The sequence below is a fragment of the Aquariibacter albus genome (assembly GCF_014145335.1).
GTDB classification, from domain to species: Bacteria; Pseudomonadota; Gammaproteobacteria; order Burkholderiales; family Burkholderiaceae_C; genus Aquariibacter; species Aquariibacter albus.
In genome coordinates this window covers 103,205-124,963 of record NZ_JACIVI010000004.1, presented here as the reverse complement: position 1 = coordinate 124,963, position 21,759 = coordinate 103,205, and the positions used below count along the sequence as shown (strand labels likewise).

The following is a 21,759-nucleotide window of genomic DNA, read 5'->3' as shown; positions in this document are numbered from 1 at the left end:
GTCAGGGGGTCAGGGGCGCCGCCGGCTCGGGCGGCATGAGGGCGCGCAGTGTGGCCTCGCGCTCGGCCGGCGGCAAGCCGGCCAGGGCTTCGACGGCGGCGTGGAAGCGCGCGAAATCCCGGCCTTCGCGCGCGAACAGGGCTTCGAAGGCCGGCACCCAGCCGAAGTAGGCGGCCTGCAGGCCGAGCAGGGCGTTGTTCGCCCGCGCGAACCAGGCGTCGTAGCGGCGGTCGCCGCCCCAGGCGCCGTCGCGCAGGGCAGCGTGCTCGGCCCGCAGTGCGGCATAGAGGCGGGCCTTGTCGGCGGCCAGGCGCGCGGTCGGGCCGCCGGTGCGGTAGAGCACATCGAGCTGGGCGCGGTAGCGGGCGACCAGGGCGCGGAAGGCCTCCCGCCGGGCTTCGAAGGCGGCATCGGCTGCGCGGGCCTCGGCGCCGGCCTCGGCCGCCAGCCAGCGCGCACCGCCCAGGCGCTCGACGGCCGTGGCGTAGCTTTCATTGAAGGCCGTGTCGCCCCCCAGGTAGAGGCGCTGGTGGGCCAGCTCGTGGAAGATCAGCCGCGCCAGCTCGGGCTCGGGCCAGCGGATCAGGGTGGAGGGCAGCGGGTCGGCGAACCAGTCGCCCGGCAGCTTGCCGAGGGTGGAGTAGGCCGGCACCGGCAGGACGACCGTCTCCAGGCCCTCGGCCTCGCGCAGGCGGGCGGCCTCGGCTTCGGCAGCGGCGCGGTCGAAGTAGCCGCGGTAGCCGACGCAGCCGGCCACCGGGAAGCACCAGCGGCGCAGCTCCAGCGAATACGGCGGGGCGGCCGCCACGTTCCAGACCACGGCCGGGCGGTCCAGCGCGGCGTAGCGGCGGTAGCTGGCGTTGTCCGGCAGGGCGAGTTCGCGCACCGCGAAGTCGCGCATCTGCTGGCTGCGCTGCAGGCGCTCGCGCAAGTCGGCCGGGGTGGCCGGGTCGGCCAGCAGTTCGGGCACGGGTCGTGCTGCCCGCAGCAGGGCCAGATGGCCGCCGATGGATTGCGCGTAGTAGCCCGCCGTCTCGCAGCCGGCGAGCACGGGCAGGCTCGCCAGCAGCAGCAGTCGGGTGAGCCGTCGCTTGGGCATGGCGGCCGGGATGATGGCATGCCCCCGTCCGGCCCCACGCCGGTCCGCGGTCACGGGCCGGGGTTACGATGACCGAGCTTCCAGCCGAACTGCGAACCATGTCCACCCCCGACCCCGTGCTTGCCGCGCTGGACGCGGACCTGCCGGCCCTGACCGCGCTGCGCCGTGACCTGCATGCCCATCCGGAGCTGAGCTTCCAGGAGGAGCGCACCAGCGAGCGGGTCGCCAGCACGCTGGAAGGCTGGGGCATTCCGGTGATCCGTGGCCTGGGCAAGACCGGCGTGGTGGGCGTGATCCGGGGCGGCAGCTCGCCGCGCGGCCTGGGCCTGCGGGCCGACATGGACGCGCTGCCGATGACCGAGCGCAACACCTTCGCGCATGCGAGCCGCCACCCCGGCCGCATGCATGCCTGCGGCCACGACGGCCACACCGCCACCCTGCTGGCCGCTGCGCGGCCGCTGCGCGACGCGGCCGCGGCCGGACGCCTGGACGGCACGGTCTACCTGGTCTTCCAGCCGGCCGAGGAAGGCGGCGGCGGCGCGCGCGAGATGATGCGCGACGGCCTCTTCGAGCGCTGCCCGATGGATGCCATCTACGGCCTGCACAACTGGCCCGGCCTGCCCGAGGGCAGCTTCGCCGTCTGCGACGGACCCTGCTTCGCGTCGAGCAACGAGTTCAGCATCACGATCCACGGCAAGGGCGCCCATGCGGCCATGCCCCACCTGGGCATCGACCCGGTGCCGGTGGCGGCCGCGCTCATCCAGGCCTTCCAGACCATCGTCGCGCGCAATGTGCGGCCCATCGACACCGGTGTCGTCTCCGTCACGATGCTCAAGGCCGGCGAGGCCAGCAATGTGATCCCCGACCGCTGCGAGCTGCAGGGCACGGTGCGCAGCTTCACGACCGAGGTGCTGGACCTCATCGAGCGCCGCATGCGCGAACTGGCCGAAGGCCTGTGCGCGGCCTGGGGCGCGCGCTGCGACTTCGCCTTCCACCGCAACTACCCGCCGACGGTCAACCACCCGGCCGAGACGGCCCTGCTGCGCGAGGTGATGCAAGAGGTGGTTGGCCCCGAACGCACCCTGGTCTTCGAGCCGACCATGGGGGCCGAGGACTTCAGCTTCTTCCTGCAGGCCAAGCCCGGCGCCTACTTCGTGCTGGGCAATGGCGACGGCGGCCACCGCGAGGCCGGCCACGGCCTGGGGCCCTGCATGCTGCACAACCCCAGCTACGACTTCAACGACCGGCTGATCCCGGTCGGCGCACGGCTCTGGCTGGCCCTGGCCGAACGCTGGCTCGCGCCGCAGGCCGCCTGATCCGCAGCGCGCGGGCCGAGCGGCCCCCGCCCGCGCCCCGGCTCAGCCGCGCAGCCAGTCCAGCGCGGCGGCGGTGGAGCCGTCCAGGCCCGTGGTGTCGCCGCTGCCCAGGCGCGGCAGCAGGGCATTGCACAGGCTCTTGCCCAGCTCCACGCCCCACTGGTCGAAAGGGTTGATGCCCCAGACCGTCGCGCTGGTGAAGACGCGGTGCTCGTACATCGCCAGCAGCGCGCCGAGGTGCCAGGGGTCCAGCCGCGCCAGCATCAGCAGGGTGCTGGGCCGGTTGCCGGGGAAGCGGCGGTGGCGGGCGATCAGCTCCGGCGCCTGGTCGGGCGCGGCGGTCGGCACGGTCTCGCCCAGGGCCTGCTCGGCGGTCTTGCCGAGCATCAGGGCCTGGGCCTGGGCCAGGCCGTTGGCCAGCAGCATGCGCTGCTGTTCGGCCAGCAGCGGGGCCAGGGCAGCGGCGGTGGCGGGCTTGAGACGCTCGACGCCGGTGGCAGGCTCGCGCACAAGGATGAACTCCACCGGCACCGTGTCCGTGCCCTGGTGCAGCATCTGGAAGAAGGCGTGCTGGCCATTGGTGCCGGCTTCGCCCCAGACGACCGGGCTGGTCGCGAAAGGCAGCGGCTCGCCGGCCAGGTCCACGCCCTTGCCATTGCTTTCCATCTCCAGCTGCTGCAGCCAGGCCGGCAGACGCGCCAGCCCCTGGTGGTAGGGCGCCAGGTTGCGGCTGGGACAGCCCTGGAAGTTGCGCAGCCAGACATCGAGCAGGCCGAGCAGGGTCGGCAGGTTCCCGGCCAGCGGTGCCTCGACCGCATGGCGGTCCATCGCGTGGGCACCGGCCAGCAGCGCGCGGAAGCCGGCCTCGCCGAGGGCCAGGGCAATCGGCAGGCCGATGGCGCTCCACAGAGAGTAGCGCCCCCCCACCCAGTCCCAGAAGCCGAAGGTGGTGGTGATGCCGAACTCGGCCGCCGCCTTCACGTTCGTGGTGGTCGCGACGAAGTGGCGCGCGATGTCGTGGCCGCCCTCGGCCAGGAACCAGGCGCGGGCCAGCCGCGCATTGGCCATGGTTTCCTGGGTGGTGAAGGTCTTGGAAGCGATGATGAACAGCGTCTCCTCGGGCTTCAGACGCGCCAGCAGGGGCAGCAGGTCGTGGCCGTCCACATTGCCGGCGAAGTGCAGGCTCAGGCCCGGATGGCTGTGCGCCCGCAGGGCCGGCACGACCATCTGCGGGCCCAGGTCGCTGCCGCCGATCCCGAGGTTGACGATGTGGCGGATCGGCGGCCGCCCGCCGGGGCCGACGCCGGCATCGGCCTCGGCCCGCACGCCCTCGGCATAGGCCAGCAGGCGATCGAGCACGCCGTGCACCTCGGCCTCGAACGGCCCGCCCGCACCGCGCGGCGCGCGGAGCGCCATGTGCAGGGCCGGCCGGCCTTCGGTGGGGTTGGCGATCTGCCCGGCGAACTGCGCGGCCCGCCGGGCCGGCAGCTGCACCTGCTCGGCCAGGGCGAGCAGCTGCGCATGGATGGCCTCGTCCCAGTGCTGCTTCGAAAGGTCGGCGCGCAGGCCCGGCGCTTCGACGGTGTAGCGGGCGGCACGCTGCGGATCGGCCGCGAAGGCCGCCTGCAGCTCAAAACCGGCACCCCGCGTGTGCTGCAAGGCGGCCAGCTCGGACCAGGCGGGGGTGCGGTCGCCGCGGGGCGGCAGGGAGGAGTCGTTCGTCTGCATCGGCGGGGTCGGCAGCGGCCCGGGACGGGCCGGGGCGGTCAGAGGGCGAGGATCATGGCGTCGAGCTTGGCCGCGTCGGCGGCGAAGGCACGGATGCCCTCGGCGAGCTTCTCGGTGGCCATCGCGTCTTCGTTCAGCGCATAGCGAAAAGCGGCTTCGTCCAGGCGGGGCGCGGGCGCGGTGGCGGGCGGCACGGTGGCGGCATCCAGCGCGGGCGCGGCCCCGGGCTCGGCCGGTGCCGCCTGCAGCTCGGCCAGCAGCTCGGGGGCGATGGTCAGCAGGTCGCAGCCCGACAAAGCAAGGATCTGGCCGACGTTGCGGAAGCTGGCCCCCATCACCTCGGTGGCGACGCCATGGGCCTTGAAATGGCGCCAGATGCGCGCCACCGACTGCACCCCGGGATCGTTGACGCCGGCCTGGGCCGCCGCATCCCAGGCCGGGCCGGCGGCCTTCTTGTACCAGTCGTGGATGCGGCCGACGAAGGGCGAGATCAGCCGCACGCCGGCCTCGCCGCAGGCCTGGGCCTGGCAGAAGGCGAAGAGCAGGGTCAGGTTGGTGTGGATGCCCCGGGCCTCCAGCGCACGGGCCGCCTGGATGCCTTCCCAGGTGGCGGCGATCTTGATCAGCACGCGTTCGCGGGCGATGCCCTCGGCTGCATACATCGCGATCAGCCGCTCGGCGCGGGCCTGGGTCGCGGCCGCGTCGAAACTCAGGCGGGCATCGACCTCGGTGGACACGCGGCCGGGCACCACGGCCAGGATCTCGCAGCCAAAGCGCACCAGCACGCGGTCGACCGCGAGATCGAGGGGCTCGCCGCGGTGCGCCGCGACGGTCTGCGCGAGCAGCGGCGCGTAGTCGGGCTGGCGAACCGCCTTGAGGATGAGCGAGGGGTTGGTCGTCGCATCCCGCGGCGCATAGGCCGCGATCTGCCTGAAATCGCCGGTGTCGGCGACGACGATGGTGTGGCGCTTGAGCTGGTCGAGCTGGCTGGTCATGGCGGCGGCGGGAAGCCGGCCCCATGCCGGCAGAACCTCATCCTAAGCCGTGCCGGGTTCCAGGCCGGTGACGACCGGGCCGGCCGCCAGGGCGAGCAGGCCGTCGATGCCGTAGAGGCGCGCCAGTTCAACCAGCGGGGCCGGCAGTCCGGCCACCGTGCAGTCGCGACCCCAGGCCCGCGCCAGGCGCTGGGTTTCGAGCAGCACGGCCAGGGCGCTGGAGTCGTAGCGACCCAGGGCCGAGGCATCGACCCGCAGGGCCTCCTCGGCCGGGCTGCGCTTGAGGGCCTGACGGGCCAGGCGCAGCACGTCCTCGGCCTCGGCCTCGGTCAGGGTCTCGGGCAGCATCAGCACGGCGGGTCCCCGCGGCTCAGCGCTTGCTGGCAAGGGCCTTGTTGCGCTCGGCCATCTTGGCGATCAGGCCGTCGATGCCGCTGGCGGAGATCTCCTGCGCGAAGCTGGCACGGTAGGTCTCCACCAGCCAGACGCCGAGCACATTGACGTCGTAGATCTTCCAGCCGCTGTCGACCTTCTCCATGCGGTAGTCGAGCTGGATCGGCTCGCCGCGGCCGCGCACCTCGGAACGCACAATGACTTCGGTGTCCTCGGGCTTGGCACGCAGGGGCTTGAGCTCGATGGTCTGGTCGCGCACCTCGCTCAGCGCACCGGCGTAGGTGCGGACCAGGAGGGTCTTGAACTCCTCCTGCAGGCGCTTCTGCTGCTCGGGGCTGGCCTGGCGCCAGTTGCGGCCGACGGCCGAGGCCGTCATGCGCTGGAAGTTGATGTAGGGCAGGACCTTCTGGTCCACCAGCAGCATCACCTTCTGCACATCGCCGGCCTGGATGCCCTTGTCGGCCTTGATGCTGTCGAGCACCGAGGTCGACAGCTGCTTGATCAGCGCATCGGGCGCCCCGGTGTCGGCCTGGGCGGCCGGCCCCATCAGACCGAGGCTCAGCAGCATCGGGGCGATCCAGCGCAGCAGGGGGGAGAAGACGGTCATGGGCAGTCCTTGTCGTGCAGGCCCGGCGACGCGGGCGGAGCCGGTGAGAGTGGGAAGGCGGCGCCAGGTTCAGCGGACAGGCAGCCTCAAGGCTTGGCCGGCAGGTCGTAGCGCTCCTCGTCCTGCGGCGCGTCGGGCGGGGCGCCGTCGTAGACGAGGCTGCGGCGGCGCTGCAGGTAGGCATTGCGGACGAAGCTGTACTTGTCCAGCGCGATGTCGTCGATCAGCTTGCCCGCGTCCAGCAGCTGGGCGCGCACCTCGATCACGCGCAGGCCGCTGACCGAGACGGCTTCCAGCGTGCTGTCGGTGAAGACCACGGGCGAAAAGTAGGTGGTGAAGGGCAGGTCGGCCGCATCGCGGAGCGAGGACGGGCCGAACAAGGGCAGCACCAGGTAGGCACCCGGACCGACCCCCCAGTGCCCCAGGGTCTGGCCCAGGTCCTCGTTGTGGCGCGGCACGCCCAGCGGGGTGGCCCAGTCCAGCAGGCCGCCGAGGCCGATCGTCGTGTTGGTGACGAAGCGGGTCCAGTCGTTGCCGGCCGCTTCGCCCTTGCCCTGCAGCACGTTGTTGATCGCGGACCAGAGGTCCTTGAAATTGCTGAAGACGTTGTCGATGCCGGTGCGGACGATCTCCGGCGTGACGGCGCGGTAGCCGCGCGCGGCGGGCTCGACCACCGCCTGGTCCAGGGCCTCGTTGAAGGCAAAGACCTTGCGGTTGAGCGGCTCCAGCGGGTCGGGGTTCTGTGCCGTCGCGCAGGCGCCCAGCGTGGCCGCCAGGGCCAGGGCCGCCGGCAGACGGGTCAGCGTTGCAGCATTCATTTCTGGCCTCCCTGGGGACCGCTGTTGTCGGCGGCACGGTTGTAGAGGAACTGCCCGATCAGGTTCTCCAGCACCACGGCGGACTGGGTCATGCTGATCTTGTCGCCGGCGGCCAGCGGCTTCTCCGATGCCCCGGGTTCCAGGCCGACGTACTGCTCGCCGAGCAGGCCGGAGGTGAGGATCTTGGCCGAGCTGTCCTTCGGGAAGGTGTAGCCGCTCTGCAGCTCGAGGCTCACGCTGGCCTGGTAGCTCTCGTCGTCGAAGCCGATCGAGGCGACCCGCCCGACGACCACGCCGGCGCTCTTGACCGCGGCGCGCGGCTTGAGGCCGCCGATGTTGTCGAAGCGGGCGGTGACGGTGTAGGTGGGGCTGAAGCTCAGGCTGAGCAGGTTGCCGGCCTTGAGCGCCAGGAAGAGCAGGGCCGCGCCGCCGATCAGCACGAAGAGACCGACCCAGACGTCGTGTTTGGAGGCTTGCATGGGGCGTCCCGGGAGATCCGGTTCAGAGGGAGAACATCATCGCGGTCAGGATGAAATCCAGCGCGAGGACGGCCAGCGAGGCGACGACAACGGTGCGCGTGGTCGCGCGGGACACGCCCTCCGGCGTGGGCTGGCAGGCATAGCCCTGGAGCAGGGCCACGAAGGTGACGGTCAGGCCGAAGACCAGGCTCTTGATCACGCCGTTGCCGACGTCGGAGAACACATCCACCCCGCTCTGCATCTGCGACCAGAAGGCGCCGGCGTCGACGCCGATCATCACCACGCCGACCAGCCAGCCGCCGAAGATGCCGACCGCGGAGAACACCGCCGCCAGCACCGGCATCGCGATCACGCCGGCCCAGAAGCGCGGCGCCAGCACGCGGCGCACCGGGTCGACGGCCATCATCTCCATGGCGGCGAGCTGCTCGCCGGCCTTCATCAGGCCGATCTCGGCGGTCAGCGAGGTGCCGGCCCGCCCGGCGAACAGCAGGGCCGTGATCACCGGGCCGAGCTCGCGCACCAGCGACAGCGCGACCAGCAGGCCCAGCGAATCGGCCGCGCCGTAGCGCTGCAGCGTGTAGTAGCCCTGGAGGCCGAGCACGAAGCCGACGAAGAGCCCCGAGACCGTGATGATCGCCAGCGAGTGGTTGCCGAGGAAGTGGATCTGCTCGCCGATCAGCCGGCCACGGCGGAAAGCGGCCGGGCCCAGGCGCAGCAGGGTGTGGAAGAGCCGGGCGCCCGCCCCCAGGCCGCCCAACCAGCCGCGCACGCCTCCGCCGATCGAGGCCAGCATGGCGCGGATCATTGGCCGCCCCCCCGCGCGGCCAGGCCGAAGTCCTCGTCCAGCGGACGCGCCGGCTGGTGGAATCGAACCGGGCCATCGGCCTGGGCGTCGATGAACTGGCGCACCAGCGGATCGTCGGTGGCGCGCATCTCGTCCGGCGTGCCCTGGGCCACGATGCCGCCGTTGGCGACGAAGACGATGTGGTCGGCGATCTCGAAGGTCTCGTGCACGTCGTGCGAGACGACGATGCTGGTCACGCCGAGCGCGCGGTTCAGCTCGCGGATCAGGCGCGCGGCCACGCCCATCGAGATGGGGTCGAGCCCGGCGAAGGGCTCGTCGTACATGATGAGCTCCGGGTCCAGCGCGATCGCGCGGGCCAGGGCCACGCGGCGCGCCATGCCGCCCGAAACCTGGCTGGGCATGAGATCGCGCACGCCGCGCAGGCCGACGGCCTGCAGCTTCATCAGCACCAGGTCGCGGATCAGGGCCTCGCCCAGCGCGGTGTGCTCGCGCAGCGGGAAGGCGACGTTGTCGAACACGGACAGGTCGGTGAACAGCGCGCCCTGCTGGAAGAGCATGCCCATGCGGCGCCGGACGCGGTAGAGACCGTCCTCGTCCAGGCGGGCCAGGTCCTGGCCGTCGAAGCGGACTTCACCGCTGAAGGGTTGGAGCTGGCGGCCGATCAGGCGCAGCACCGTGGTCTTGCCCCCGCCCGAGGTGCCCATCAGGCCCAGCACCTGGCCGCGCGGCACCACCAGGTTCACGTCGCGCAGGATCACCCGCTGGCCGTAGCCGCAGCTGACGTTGTGAAGCTCGACATGCGGGGTGGCGGCGTTGGCAGACGCCAGGGAGGGCTCGTGCATCGGGTCCGGAAGAAACAAAAGCCGGTGTCCATGACACCGGCTTTCGGATGATAGGGGAAGCCCCCCGGGACCGTGCAGCCTCAGGACAACAGCGTCCGACCCCACCCGCAGGAGGGCCGGCGCCGCCCCCTTCAGCGCGGCAGCGTGCTCGCGCCCATCAGGTATTCGTCCACCGCACGCGCGGCCTGGCGGCCTTCGCGGATGGCCCAGACCACCAGCGACTGGCCCCGACGCATGTCGCCCGCGGCGAAGACCTTGTCGACCCCGGTGCGGTAGCCGCCGTCGATCTCGACCCCGGCCTTGGCGTTGCCGCGCGCATCCTTCTCGACGCCAAAGCTGTCGAGGATGCTGGCGACGGGGCTGACGAAGCCCATGGCGAGCAGCACCAGGTCGGCCGGCAGCACCTGCTCGCTGCCCGGCACCTCGCCCATCTTGCCGTCCTTCCACTCGAGGCGGACGGTCTTGACGGCCTTGACCTTGCCCTTCTCGCCGAGGAACTCCTTGGTGGCGATGGCGAACTCGCGCTCGCAGCCTTCCTCGTGGCTGGACGAGGTGCGCAGCTTGATCGGCCAGTAGGGCCAGACCAGCGGCTTGTTCTCCTGCTCGGGCGGCTGGGGCAGCAGCTCGAACTGGGTCACGCTGGCCGCGCCGTGGCGGTTGCTGGTGCCGACGCAGTCGCTGCCGGTGTCGCCACCGCCGATCACGATGACGTGCTTGCCCTCGGCGCGCAGCTGGCCCTTGAGCTTGTCGCCGGCATTGACCTTGTTCTGCTGCGGCAGGAACTCCATGGCGAAGTGCACGCCGTCCAGATCACGGCCGGGCACCGGCAGGTCGCGGCTCTGCTCGGCGCCACCGGCCAGCAGCACGGCATCGAAGTCGGCCTTCAGGGCCTCGGGCGTGACGACGGTCTTGGCATCGTTGGTGACCTTGCTGTCGGCCGGCCAGGCGCCGACCAGCACGCCGGTCTTGAACACCACGCCCTCGGCTTCCATCTGCGCCACGCGGCGATCGATGTGCGACTTCTCCATCTTGAAGTCGGGGATGCCGTAGCGCAGCAGGCCGCCGATGCGGCTGTTCTTCTCGAACACCGTCACGCTGTGGCCGACGCGGGCCAGCTGCTGGGCCGCGGCCAGGCCGGCCGGGCCGGAGCCGACGACCGCCACCTTCTTGCCGGTCTTGACCGCCGCAGGCTGGGGCGTGACCCAGCCCTCGGCCCAGGCCCGGTCGATGATGGCGTGCTCGATGGACTTGATGCCCACCGGATCGTCGTTCACGTTCAGCGTGCAGGCCGCCTCGCAGGGCGCGGGGCAGATGCGGCCGGTGAACTCCGGGAAGTTGTTGGTGCTGTGCAGTACCGTGATCGCGTTCTTCCAGTCGCCCTGGAAGACCAGGTCGTTGAAGTCCGGAATGATGTTGTTGACCGGGCAGCCGTTGTTGCAGAACGGCGTGCCGCAGTCCATGCAACGCGCGCCCTGGATCTTGGCCTGGTCGGCATCCAGGCCGATGACGAACTCGCGGTAGTGCTTGACGCGCTGCTCGACGGGGGCATAGCCCTCTTCAAGACGCTCGAATTCGAGGAAGCCGGTGACTTTTCCCATGATCGGATCTCTGCTGGCTGAGGCTGGCGGTTGGCGCGGCGGGCGGCTTACTTGGCGGGCACGGTCTTGGCCTTGGCGGCCTTACCGGTCTCGCCCTTGGCCTTGGCCAGGGTCTCGTCGGTCGCCTGGGCGGCGGCCATCTCCTTGAGGGCACGCTGGTACTCGTTCGGGAAGACCTTCACGAACTTGTCGCGTGCGGCGGGCCACTGGTCGAGGATCTCGCGGGCGCGCAGCGAGCCGGTCCACTTGTGGTGGTCCTCGACCAGCTTCTTGAGCAGGGCCTCGTCGGTCTGGCCCTTGTGGAAGGTGGCCGGATCCTGGGTCTGCGCCTGCTCCTCGGCCGACAGCACCTTGCCCAGCGTGACCATGGCGGGGTTGCAGCGCTTGGCGAACTGGCCGTCCTCGTCGTAGACGTAGGCGATGCCGCCCGACATGCCCGCCGCGAAGTTGCGGCCGGTCTTGCCGAGCACGACCACCGTGCCGCCGGTCATGTATTCGCAACCGTGGTCGCCGGTGCCTTCCACCACCGTGGTGGCGCCCGACAGGCGGACGGCGAAGCGCTCGCCACCGACGCCGCGGAAGAAGGCCTCGCCGCGGGTCGCGCCGTAGAGCACGGTGTTGCCGACGATGATGTTCTTGGTCGCGTCGCCGCGGAACTCGATCGAGGGACGCACGACGATGCGGCCGCCCGACAGGCCCTTGCCGGTGTAGTCGTTGGCTTCGCCGATCAGGTAGAAGGTGATGCCCTGAGCCAGGAAGGCCGCGAAGCTCTGGCCGCCGGTGCCCTCCATCTGGATGAAGATGGTCTGGTCGGGCAGGCCTTCGGCGTGGCGGCGGATCAGCTCGCCCGACAGCATCGCGCCGACGGTGCGGTTGACGTTGCGCACCGTCTCCATGAACTGCACCTTCTCGCCACGCTCCAGCGCCGGCAGGCACTTCTGGATCAGGGTCTGGTCGAGCGCACGGCTCAGGCCGTGATCCTGGTTCTCGACGTGCAGACGCGGCACCTCGGCGGCGACGGCCGGCAGGTGGAAGACCCGGCTGAAGTCCAGGCCGCGGGCCTTCCAGTGCTCGATGCCCTTGCGGGTGTCGAGCAGGTCGGCGCGGCCGACCAGCTCGTCGAAGCGGCGGATGCCCAGCTGCGCCATGATCTGGCGCGCCTCCTCGGCGACGTAGAAGAAGTAGTTGACGACGTGCTCGGGCTTGCCGGCGAACTTCTGGCGCAGCACCGGATCCTGCGTGGCCACGCCGACCGGGCAGGTGTTCAGATGGCACTTGCGCATCATGATGCAGCCTTCGACGACCAGGGGCGCGGTCGCGAAGCCGAACTCGTCGGCGCCGAGCAGCGCACCGATCACCACGTCGCGGCCGGTCTTCATCTGGCCGTCGGCCTGCACGCGGATGCGGCCGCGCAGGCCATTGAGCACCAGGGTCTGCTGCGTCTCGGCCAGGCCCAGCTCCCAGGGCGAGCCGGCATGCTTGATCGAGGACCAGGGCGAGGCCCCGGTGCCCCCGTCATGGCCGGCGATCACCACATGGTCGGCCTTGGCCTTGGCCACGCCGGCGGCGATGGTGCCGACCCCGACTTCCGACACCAGCTTCACGCTGACCGAGGAACGCGGGTTCACGTTCTTCAGGTCGTGGATCAGCTGGGCCAGGTCCTCGATCGAGTAGATGTCGTGGTGCGGCGGCGGGCTGATGAGGCCGACGCCCGGCACCGAGTGGCGCAGGAAGCCGATGTAGTCCGACACCTTGCCGCCCGGCAGCTGGCCACCTTCACCGGGCTTGGCACCCTGGGCCATCTTGATCTGGATCTGGTCGGCGCTGACCAGGTACTCGGTCGTGACCCCGAAGCGGCCCGAGGCGACCTGCTTGATCTTCGAGCGCAGGCTGTCGCCGTCCTTGAGCTCGTAGTCGGCCTCGATGACCTTCTTGCCGACCACGTCCGACACCTTGGTGCCGGCGGTGATCTTGATGCCCTTGAGCTCGTTGCGGTAGCGCGCCGGGTCCTCGCCGCCTTCGCCGGTGTTGGACTTGCCGCCGATGCGGTTCATCGCAATGGCCAGCGTGCTGTGCGCTTCCGTGCTGATGGAGCCCAGCGACATCGCGCCGGTGGCGAAGCGCTTGACGATCTCGGCCGCCGATTCGACCTCGTCGACCGGGATGGCCTTGCTCGGGTCGAGCTTGAACTCGAACAGGCCGCGCAGCGTCAGGTGACGGCGCGACTGGTCGTTGATGATCTGGGCGTATTCCTTGTAGGTGTCGAACTTGCCGGCGCGGGTCGCATGCTGCAGCTTGGCGATCGCGTCGGGCGTCCACATGTGCTCTTCGCCGCGGGCACGCCAAGCGTACTCGCCACCGGCGTCGAGCATGGTGGCCAGCACCGGGTCGCTGCCGAAGGCCGCGCGGTGGGTGCGCAGGGCTTCCTCGGCGACCTCGAACACGCCGATGCCGCCGACCTGGGTGGCCGTGCCGCGGAAGTAGGTGTCGACCAGGCCCTTGTTGAGGCCGATGGCCTCGAAGAGCTGGGCGCCGCAATAGGACATGTAGGTCGACACGCCCATCTTGGACATGATCTTCGACAGGCCCTTGCCGATCGCCTTCACGTAGTTGTAGATCGCCTTCTCGGCGCTCAGCGCGCCGGGTAGATCCTTGTGCAGCGCCGCCAGGGTCTCCATCGCCAGGTAGGGATGGACGGCCTCGGCGCCGTAGCCGGCCAGGGTGGCGAAGTGATGCACTTCGCGGGCCGAGCCGGTCTCCACGACCAGGCCGGCGGTGGTGCGCAGGCCGGCGCGCACCAGGTGCTGGTGCACGGCCGACAGGGCCAGCAGCGCGGGGATGGCGACATGGTCGCGGTCCATCCGGCGGTCGGTCAGGATCAGGATGTTGTGGCCGCCCTGCAGCGCATCGACCGCCTCCGCGCACAGCGAGGCCAGCTTGGCCTCGACGCCTTCGGCGCCCCAGGCCAGAGGGTAGATGATGTCGAGCTCGTGGGTCTTGAACTTGCCGCCGGTGGCGCCCTCGATGGCGCGCAGGCGGGCCATGTCGGCGAAGTCCAGGATGGGCTGCGCCACCTCCAGCCGCATCGGCGGGTTCACCGCATTGATGTCGAGCAGGTTGGGCTTGGGGCCGATGAAGCTGTTCAGGCTCATCACGATGGCCTCGCGGATCGGATCGATCGGCGGGTTCGTGACCTGGGCGAAGAGCTGCTTGAAGTAGCTCGGCAGCGGCTTGTTCTTGTCCGACAGCACGGCCAGCGGGCTGTCGTTGCCCATCGAGCCGATGCCTTCCTCGCCCGCGATGGCCATCGGGCTCATCAGGAACTTCAGGTCTTCCTGCGTGTAGCCGAAGGCCTGCTGACGGTCCAGCAGGGTCTCGGTGAACTGGGGCTGCACGGGGGTGGCCGCCACCGCATCGAGCTTGATGCGGACGTTGTCGATCCACTGGCGGTAGGGCTTGGCCTGGGCGAACTGGTTCTTCAGCTCCTCGTCGTCGACGATGCGGCCCTGCTCGAAGTCGATCAGGAACATCTTGCCCGGCTGCAGGCGCCACTTGCGGACGATCTTGTTCTCGGGGAAGGGCAGCACGCCGGCTTCCGAGGCCATCACGACGAGGTCGTCGTCCGTCACGCAGTAGCGCGCGGGACGCAGGCCGTTGCGATCCAGGGTGGCGCCGATCTGGCGGCCGTCGGTGAACACCATCGCGGCCGGACCGTCCCAGGGCTCGATCATCGCGGCGTGGTACTCGTAGAAGGCGCGGCGGCGGGCGTCCATGCCTTCGTGGTTCTCCCAGGCCTCGGGGATCATCATCATCGCCGCCTGGGCCAGCGGGTAGCCGGCCATGGTCAGCAGCTCGATCGCGTTGTCGAAGGTGGCCGTGTCGGACTGGCCCTCGAAGCTGATCGGGTAGAGCTTGGGCAGGTCCTCGCCCAGCACCGGCGACTTCATGACGCCTTCGCGGGCGCGCATCCAGTTGAAGTTGCCCTTGACGGTGTTGATCTCGCCGTTGTGGGCCACCATCCGGTAGGGGTGGGCCAGCGGCCACTCGGGGAAGGTGTTGGTCGAGAAGCGCTGGTGCACCAGGGCCAGGGCCGAGGTGCAACGCTCGTCGCGCAGGTCCAGGTAGTACTGGCCGACCTGGTCGGCCAGCAGCAGGCCCTTGTAGATGATCGTGCGGCAGCTCATGCTGGGCACGTAGTACTCGTGGCTGTGCGTCAGGTTCAGGCGCTGGATGGCGGCGCTGGCCGTCTTGCGGATCACGTAGAGCTTACGCTCGAGCGCATCCGGCACGATCACGTCGGCGCCGCGGCCGATGAAGACCTGGCGGATCACCGGTTCCTTCTCGCGCACGGTCGGCGACATCGGCATCTCGCGGTCGACCGGCACGTCGCGCCAGCCCAGCAGCACCTGGCCTTCGGCCTTGATCGCGCGCTCGAGCTCCTGCTCGCAGGCCAGACGGCTGGCGTGCTCCTTGGGCAGGAAGATCATGCCCACGCCGTACTCACCCTGGGGCGGCAGCGTCACGCCCTGGGCGGCCATCTCGGCCCGGAAGAGCTCGTCGGGGATCTGCAGCAGGATGCCCGCGCCGTCGCCCATCAGCTTGTCGGCACCGACCGCGCCCCGGTGGTCCAGGTTCTCGAGGATCTTCAGACCCTGGGCCACGATGGCGTGCGCCTTCTGGCCCTTGATGTGCGCGACGAAGCCGACGCCGCAGGCGTCATGCTCGTGGGCCGCGTTGTACAGGCCATGCTGGCTGGCGAGGGCCAGTTCGGCCGGCGTAGCTTGAAGGGGCTGGGCCATGGGGCACTCCCGGAACGTGAACAGAAGACAGGGAATTTACTGCGGCGCAAAAGCCACAGCAAGCGCAAATAAATGGGGTCAGGTTCTATTAAAACGACTGGCGAAAAACATACAAATTAAATGGGGACACTTTAAGAACTCGACCCGGAGTCGACGGGCTGGCGCGCCGGCCGGCCCCGCGGCCGGGGCTGCAGCGGACGCTCCGCCTGCTCGCCCAGCCGAGCGAGAAACCCTGCCGGACCGAGCGCCCAGCCGCCGCGCAGCGCCGCCTCGATCGACTCGGCCTGGCTTGCAGGCAAGGGCTGCGCCAGCAGCGCGCGGTAGCGCGCCTCGCGCTCGAACGGGGTGTTGCCGAGCGCCCAGTAGGCGGGCGGATCGCTCAGCAGGCCCTCACCGACCGAGCCAAGGTGGTGCGCACGGCTGGACATCCACGCCCCGAACTCCGGGAACCCCGCCGGTTCGGCCGGGCCCGCCCCATCGATACGCAACAGGCAGGCCAGCATCCACGCACCGGGATCGATCACCGCGGCCCGGTAGCGCCCGGCCCACAGGCTGCCCGCCCGGTCGTGGCGCCGGTTGTAGGCGGCGGCATGGCGCCGGGCGAAGGTCTGCATGGCCCGCGACAGGGCCTCCGCCGTCGGCGGCGTCAGCAGCAGCTCGACCCGGTCGGGCAGGAAGCACCAGCCATGCAGGGCGAGCCGGTGCAGCACGACCGCCTCGCGGAGCAGCGCATGGGCACCACGGAGATCCTCGGCGTCGAGGAAGAGCGGCTCTCGGCTCGGCCCGCGCAGCTGCACGAGATGCGGCAGGCCGTCGAAGACGGCGCGGGGAAGGCGGGCCATGGGCAGCGGACGGCAGGGCGGGGAGGGACTGCGGGCAGGCCCGCAGTGTCCCTCAGCCCCAGCGGCCGCCGCGGCTCAGAAGCGGTGGCGCAGGCCCAGCGCGAGCTGGGTCGCGTCGACGCCCGCCGCACGCGTCACCCCGCCGAGGTAGCCATTGCCCCCCGGGGCCAGCTGCGCCAGTCCGCGGTTGTCGAAGTGCACCAGCACGGCATTGAGGTCGGTGCGCTTGGAGAAGGCGTAGGTGTAGGCCAGGCCGTAGGAGCGCAGGTCCGACCGGAACATGCTGCGGTCGTCCAGCAGGTTGTAGGCCACCGTCACCGTGTGACGGCCGAAGGGGACGCTGTAGCCGAGGTGGAAGAGCCGCGCATCCTGCTTGAAGGCCTCGTTGTAGGCCGTCGCGTAGGCGTCGCGGAAACCGGCCAGGAGCGGGTTGGCCAGAGTGCTGTTGGCCTCCAGGCCCTCGCGGATGTCGACCCCGGACTGCGGGTTGTCGTCGCGGATGGAGGTGAACAGGCCGTGCAGCGTGCCCGGCCCCAGCCGCACGAAGGCGCCGGCCAGCCAGTTGGTCAGCCCCTTCTTGCCCTTCGAGTTCTTGCGGGTCGCGTAGGCCGTGCCGTAGCCGTAGCGGCCATCGGGATCCTTGTAGTACGCATTGGCGCCGAGAAAGCGGCCGGCCGGCACGATCGACGGGGTCGAGGTGCCGCCCTCGCGGGTGCCGTACATCAGCGAGGCGGTGTAGCCCTTCAGCGCGATCCGGTACTGCAGCGCGTTCGGCGTCCGGATCTCGATGCCCTGCGGGATCGCGGCGATCTGCCCGGCCGACAGGCCGGACTCGGTCTTCATGGCGTCGAACTGGTAGAACACCTCGTAGGCGGGCGAGTACTGCCGCCCGAGCACGAAGCCGCCCACCGGGGTGACCAGTGCGACATAGGCCTGGCGGTCGAAGAGGTTGCGCTCCAGGTGGTTCACGCCCACCCGCCGTCCCGCCTCCTCGACCACCGCATCGGCGACCTGCTGGCGCAGGCCCAGCGGATCCGACACCTGCGGCGACAGGTTGAACAGCGGCCCCAGCGGCAGCAGGCTGCCCAGGGGCAGGCCGACGCTGTTCAGCACGCCGTTGAACACGGTCTGGGTGAAGGGCGGGGCCCCGAGGGTGTCCGGCTGGCTGAAGCGGTCCGGCAGCCGGCCGCCGGTGGCCGGGCGGTTGGCCAGATCGCCGCTGTCGAGCTCGAAGCGGCTTTCCAGCACGAACAGCACCTTCCAGCCCCCGCCCAGGTCCTCGCTGCCCTTCAGGCCCCAGCGGCTGCCTTCCATGATGCCGCTGGACAGGCGCAGCTTGGCCGCGTCCTGGCCGGTGGTGTAGGTCAGACCGCCATCGGCCAGCCCATAGAGCTGCAGGGTGGACTGGGCGGAGGCAGCGGGTGCGGCCGCGGCCAGCAGCAGCGGCAGCAGCCCACGCCGCAGAGGGAAGAGAAAGGGACGCATGACGTGCTCTCGCAGAGGACGCGGGACGGGGCAGGCGCGGTTCAGAAGCGGTGGCGCAGCGCGATCGCGAGGTTGCGTGCATCGCGACCGGCCTCGGCGGTCACGCCCCCGAAGAAGCCGTTGCCTCCCGGGGCGGCCTGGGCGCGGTCCTCGTTGCGGAACTGGGTCAGCACGAAGTTCACGTCAGTCCGCTTGGAGAAGGCATAGGTGTAGACCGCGCCATAGGACTGGGTGTCGGCATCCTGGCGCAGCTTGTCGTGGAAGTGGTTGTAGGCCACGGTCACCTGGTGCGGGCCGCTCTGGATGCGGTAGCCGATGTGGAAGAGGTTCGCATCGATGCGCAGCGCGTCCTCGAAGCCGTTGCCGAGCACCGTCTTGACCGGCACCGGAATCGCCGCATTTGCAGCCAGCGCGGCACGCAGGCCGACGGCGGCCTCGGGATGGTCGTCCTTGGCCGAGGCGAACAGGGTCGACAGCCGGCCCGGCCCCACATCGGCATAGGCGCCGAGCACCAGGTTGCGCAGGCCGGTCTCGCCCGCGGTGTTGGTGTTGTGTGCGTAGGCGATGCCGGCGCCCCAGTCGGCGCCCTTGTAGTAGAAGTTGCCGCCCAGGTAGCGACCGTCCTCGAAGCCGGTGCTGCGCTCGCCGAAGGACAGGGACAGGGTGCCGGTGAAGCCGTTCTGCTGCACGCGGTAGGCCACGGTGTTGTCCCGGCGGATGTCGATGGCCGGGGGCAGCGTGGCGATCTGCGCCGCCGACAGGCTGGACTCCGTCTGCATCGAATCGAAGACGTAGAACATCTCGTAGCCCGGCGTGTACTGGCGCCCCATCAGGATCGCGCCGACCGGGGTCACCAGGCCGACGAAGGCCTGGCGGTCGAACAGCCGGTTGTCGAGGTTCACGCCGATCGCGGCGCCCACCTGGCCCCCGACCTGGCCCAGCAGGCCCTGCCGTGCCGCCTGGGCCTGCGGGGTGTTGGTGATGAAGGCGCCGATCTGCTGCTGCTGGGCGAGCGGCAGGCCTGCAAACTGGGCCGGGGTCAGACCGAAGTCCGCCAGCGTCAGCGGGAAATTGAAATTGGCCGGATCGGTGAAGCGGTCGGGCAGCTGGCTGCCCGAAGCCGCGCGGTTGCTGTTGGCGCCGGTGTCCAGCTCGATCCGGCTTTCCAGCACGAACACGGCCTTGTAGCCCCCGCCGAGGTCCTCGCTGCCCTTCATGCCCCAGCGGCTGCCTTCCATGATGCCGCTCGACAGACGGGTGTTCGCGGCGTTCTGGCCAGTGACGTTGTTGAGCCCGATGTCCGTCAGGCCGAACAGGGTCAGCGAACTCTGGGCCTGGGCCGCCCCGGCAGCAAGCAGGGCCAGGATCAGCAGGGGCCGGGCGAAGGGGGCGTGCGTCATGTCGGGATCTCCCAGTCGGTTGTGTAGGGTGCGCCGCGGCCTGGGCCCCGGCCGCCCCGCGGTCGGGGCGCCCATGCACTCTAGACACCCCCTTTCGGAGGAGCCCCCCGGGAGAACACCAGCCCGTGTGGCTTTTTGCCTCAGCCCGCGGACGGGCCGGCTTCGGGGCGCTCGGCGGGGAAGGCCTCCCGGCCAGTAATCCGCTGGTATTCCCGGGTGGCATAGCGATCGGTCATGCCCGACACGTGATCGGCCACCTGGCGCGGCAGGCTGCTGTCGTCGCGGCGCTGACGCACCGAGGCCGGCGGATCGTTCAGGTAGGCCTCGAAGAGCACCCGCACCACGGCCCGGGCGCGCTCGGTGGTGGCCTCCACCTGCGGGTGGCGGTAGAGCCGGGCGAAAAGGAAGCGCTTCAGGCCGGTGCTGGCCTCGCGCATGGCCGGCGAGAAGCGCAGCAGCGGGCCGGCTGCACGCAATGCCTGCGCATCCGGCGGACGCCCCAGGCGCCGCCCCGCCTCGCGCAGGGCCTGCGCGGTGGCGAGCACCACGTCCTGGACCTGGGCCGAGAGCATGCGGCGCAGGGTCTCGGACAGCAGGCGCCGGCCACCGAGTTGCGGATGCACCGCGCGGACCTCGGCCAGCGGGGCGGCAAACAGCGGCACGGCCTCCAGCTGTTCGATCGTGAGCAGGCCCGAGCGCACGCCATCGTCGACGTCGTGCGCGTTGTAGGCGATCTCATCGGCCAGGTTGGCAAGCTGCGCCTCCAGGCTGGGCGGCCCGGGCGGCTGGCCGGACGGGCGCAGGAAGCGGGCGGCGACACCGCCAGGCTCGGCCGCCTCCAGCCGCTCGGCCGCTGCCCGCGCGCAGTGCTTGAGGATGCCCTCGCGGGTCTCGAAGCTCAGGTTCAGGCCGTCGAAGGCGGCATAGCGCTCCTCCAGCCGGTCGACCACGCGCAGCGACTGCAGGTTGTGCTCGAAGCCGCCCCCCTCGGGCTCGACCGCCCGCAGGCAGGCGTCGAGCGCATCCTGGCCGGCATGGCCGAAGGGGGTGTGGCCCAGGTCGTGGGCCAGGGCGATGGCCTCGACCAGATCCTCGTCCAGCCCCAGCCGGCGGGCGATGGAGCGGCCGAGCTGGGCCAGCTCCAGCGAATGCGTGAGCCGGGTGCGGAAGAGATCGCCTTCGTGGTTGACGAAGACCTGGGTCTTGTAGACCAGGCGCCGGAAGGCGGTGGCGTGGACGATGCGATCGCGGTCGCGCTGGAATTCGCTGCGATCGCCGGGCGGCGGCTCGGCATGGCGGCGGCCGCGGCTGCGCGCCGGGTCGCTGGCCCAGGGGGCGCGTGGGCCGGAACCGGCCCACTCGGCCAGGTCCGGCAGGATCAAGCCGGCTGCGCGGCGCGGGCCGCGGCATCCACGGCCGGGTCGCTGCGCGCGGCAATCACCTCGGTCACCAGGGCATCGGGCGCCGGGCGCATGCAGGCGCGGCCCAGGCCGTCGATCAGGACGAAGCGGATCTCGCCGCCCTCGGCCTTCTTGTCGACCCGCATGTGGGCCAGCCAGTCCTCGGCTCCACCCAGCACCGGCGCGATCACCGGCAGGCCGGCGCGTTCGATCAGCCGCACGATGCGCGCGGCCGCGCCGGCATCCAGCAGGCCGAGCCGGGCGGACAGCTCGGCCGCCAGCACCATGCCGCAGCCCACCGCCTCGCCATGCAGCCAGACGCCGAAGCCCAGGCCGGCCTCGATGGCATGGCCGAAGGTGTGGCCGTAGTTCAGGATGGCGCGCAGGCCGGACTCGCGCTCGTCCTGCGACACCACCCAGGCCTTGATCTCGCACGAGCGCTGCACCGCATGCGCCAGGGCAGCCGGATCGCGCGCCAGCAGCGCGTCGAGGTTGCGCTCGATCCAGTCGAAGAAATCGGCATCGGCGATCGGCCCGTACTTGATCACCTCGGCCAGGCCGGCGCGGATCTCGCGGTCCGGCAGGGTGTCGAGCGTCGCCAGGTCGGCCAGCACGCGCAGCGGCTGGTAGAAGGCGCCGATCATGTTCTTGCCCAGCGGGTGGTTGACGGCCGTCTTGCCGCCCACCGAGGAATCGACCTGGGCCAGCAGCGTGGTCGGCACCTGCACGAAGGGCACGCCGCGCATGTAGCAGGCCGCGGCGAAGCCGCTCATGTCACCGACGACCCCGCCACCGAGCGCGTAGATCACCGTCTTGCGGTCGCCCTGGGCGGCGAGCAGCGCATCGAAGATGCGGTTCATCGTCGCCCAGTCCTTGTGGTCCTCGCCATCGGGCAGCACCACGGTCTCGATGCGGCGGTGGCGGCCCTGCAACTGTGCAGCCAGGCGCTCGGCGTAGAGCGGCGCGACGGTGGTGTTGCTGACGATGGCCGCCAGGGCCGAGCGCGGCAGGCCCTCGTAGCTGGCCGGATCGTCCAGCAGGCCGCGGCCGATCAGGATGTCGTAGCTGCGCGCATCGAGCGCGATCGGCACGCGGCGCGGGATTTCAGGCGAGGGGGCGAGCGTCAGGGCAGGCGCGGCGGTCGGCATGCGCT

17 protein-coding genes are annotated in these 21,759 nt (G+C 70.7%); 1 reads left to right on the top strand and 16 read right to left on the bottom strand.

What is annotated here, in order from left to right:
- Window position 1: 1 nt before the first annotated feature.
- Complete coding sequence (locus H4F90_RS11640) at window positions 2–1,099, bottom strand: aminopeptidase (RefSeq protein WP_182664759.1); 1,098 nt, start codon at window positions 1,097–1,099, stop codon at window positions 2–4.
- Between the two features lie 98 nt (window positions 1,100–1,197).
- On the opposite strand from H4F90_RS11640, the gene H4F90_RS11635 reads away from it, so the two are divergent.
- A complete protein-coding gene (locus H4F90_RS11635; RefSeq protein WP_182664757.1) occupies window positions 1,198–2,415 on the top strand; it encodes a M20 aminoacylase family protein in 1,218 nt (405 codons plus the stop codon).
- 42 nt (window positions 2,416–2,457) lie between these two features.
- Here H4F90_RS11635 and pgi read toward each other — a convergent pair whose 3' ends face one another.
- From pgi to aroB, 15 genes are all read right to left on the bottom strand, one after another.
- Window positions 2,458–4,143: a glucose-6-phosphate isomerase gene (pgi, locus tag H4F90_RS11630; protein WP_182664755.1), complete on the bottom strand. Its 1,686-nt coding sequence runs from the start codon at window positions 4,141–4,143 to the stop codon at window positions 2,458–2,460.
- 38 nt (window positions 4,144–4,181) lie between these two features.
- Entirely contained in the window at window positions 4,182–5,138 is a 957-nt protein-coding gene (gene tal, locus H4F90_RS11625; protein ID WP_182664753.1) for a transaldolase, read from the bottom strand.
- Window positions 5,139–5,180: 42 nt separating this feature from the next.
- A complete protein-coding gene (locus H4F90_RS11620) occupies window positions 5,181–5,525 on the bottom strand; it encodes an STAS domain-containing protein (RefSeq protein ID WP_328700914.1) in 345 nt (114 codons plus the stop codon).
- Window positions 5,509–6,138: an MlaC/ttg2D family ABC transporter substrate-binding protein gene (locus H4F90_RS11615; RefSeq protein ID WP_182664749.1), complete on the bottom strand. Its 630-nt coding sequence runs from the start codon at window positions 6,136–6,138 to the stop codon at window positions 5,509–5,511. Before H4F90_RS11615 ends, H4F90_RS11620 begins: the two co-directional genes overlap by 17 nt.
- 86 nt (window positions 6,139–6,224) lie before the next feature.
- Window positions 6,225–6,956 (bottom strand): MlaA family lipoprotein, encoded by a 732-nt coding sequence (locus tag H4F90_RS11610; RefSeq protein WP_182664747.1) that lies wholly within the window; start codon window positions 6,954–6,956, stop codon window positions 6,225–6,227.
- Window positions 6,953–7,435: an outer membrane lipid asymmetry maintenance protein MlaD gene (gene mlaD / locus H4F90_RS11605; RefSeq protein WP_182664745.1), complete on the bottom strand. Its 483-nt coding sequence runs from the start codon at window positions 7,433–7,435 to the stop codon at window positions 6,953–6,955. Before mlaD ends, H4F90_RS11610 begins: the two co-directional genes overlap by 4 nt.
- Before the next feature lie 22 nt (window positions 7,436–7,457).
- Window positions 7,458–8,228, bottom strand: coding sequence for a lipid asymmetry maintenance ABC transporter permease subunit MlaE (mlaE, locus tag H4F90_RS11600; RefSeq protein WP_407926184.1), 771 nt, complete (start codon window positions 8,226–8,228; stop codon window positions 7,458–7,460).
- A gap of 8 nt (window positions 8,229–8,236) precedes the next feature.
- Window positions 8,237–9,082: an ABC transporter ATP-binding protein gene (locus tag H4F90_RS11595; protein WP_182664740.1), complete on the bottom strand. Its 846-nt coding sequence runs from the start codon at window positions 9,080–9,082 to the stop codon at window positions 8,237–8,239.
- 131 nt (window positions 9,083–9,213) lie between these two features.
- Entirely contained in the window at window positions 9,214–10,680 is a 1,467-nt protein-coding gene (locus H4F90_RS11590) for a glutamate synthase subunit beta (protein ID WP_182664738.1), read from the bottom strand.
- 47 nt (window positions 10,681–10,727) lie between these two features.
- Complete coding sequence (locus H4F90_RS11585) at window positions 10,728–15,479, bottom strand: glutamate synthase-related protein (RefSeq protein ID WP_182664736.1); 4,752 nt, start codon at window positions 15,477–15,479, stop codon at window positions 10,728–10,730.
- 131 nt (window positions 15,480–15,610) lie between these two features.
- Window positions 15,611–16,321, bottom strand: a complete 711-nt coding sequence (locus H4F90_RS11580) for a transposase (RefSeq protein ID WP_182664734.1) — start codon at window positions 16,319–16,321, stop codon at window positions 15,611–15,613.
- A 75-nt stretch (window positions 16,322–16,396) separates the two neighbouring features.
- Window positions 16,397–17,806, bottom strand: a complete 1,410-nt coding sequence (locus H4F90_RS11575) for a porin (protein ID WP_182664732.1) — start codon at window positions 17,804–17,806, stop codon at window positions 16,397–16,399.
- A 41-nt stretch (window positions 17,807–17,847) separates the two neighbouring features.
- A complete protein-coding gene (locus H4F90_RS11570) occupies window positions 17,848–19,206 on the bottom strand; it encodes a porin (protein ID WP_182664730.1) in 1,359 nt (452 codons plus the stop codon).
- A gap of 140 nt (window positions 19,207–19,346) precedes the next feature.
- On the bottom strand, window positions 19,347–20,588 hold the full coding sequence (locus tag H4F90_RS11565) for a deoxyguanosinetriphosphate triphosphohydrolase (RefSeq protein ID WP_407926183.1): 1,242 nt from the start codon (window positions 20,586–20,588) through the stop codon (window positions 19,347–19,349).
- Entirely contained in the window at window positions 20,585–21,754 is a 1,170-nt protein-coding gene (gene aroB / locus H4F90_RS11560) for a 3-dehydroquinate synthase (RefSeq protein WP_182664728.1), read from the bottom strand. Before aroB ends, H4F90_RS11565 begins: the two co-directional genes overlap by 4 nt.
- Window positions 21,755–21,759: the final 5 nt, after the last annotated feature.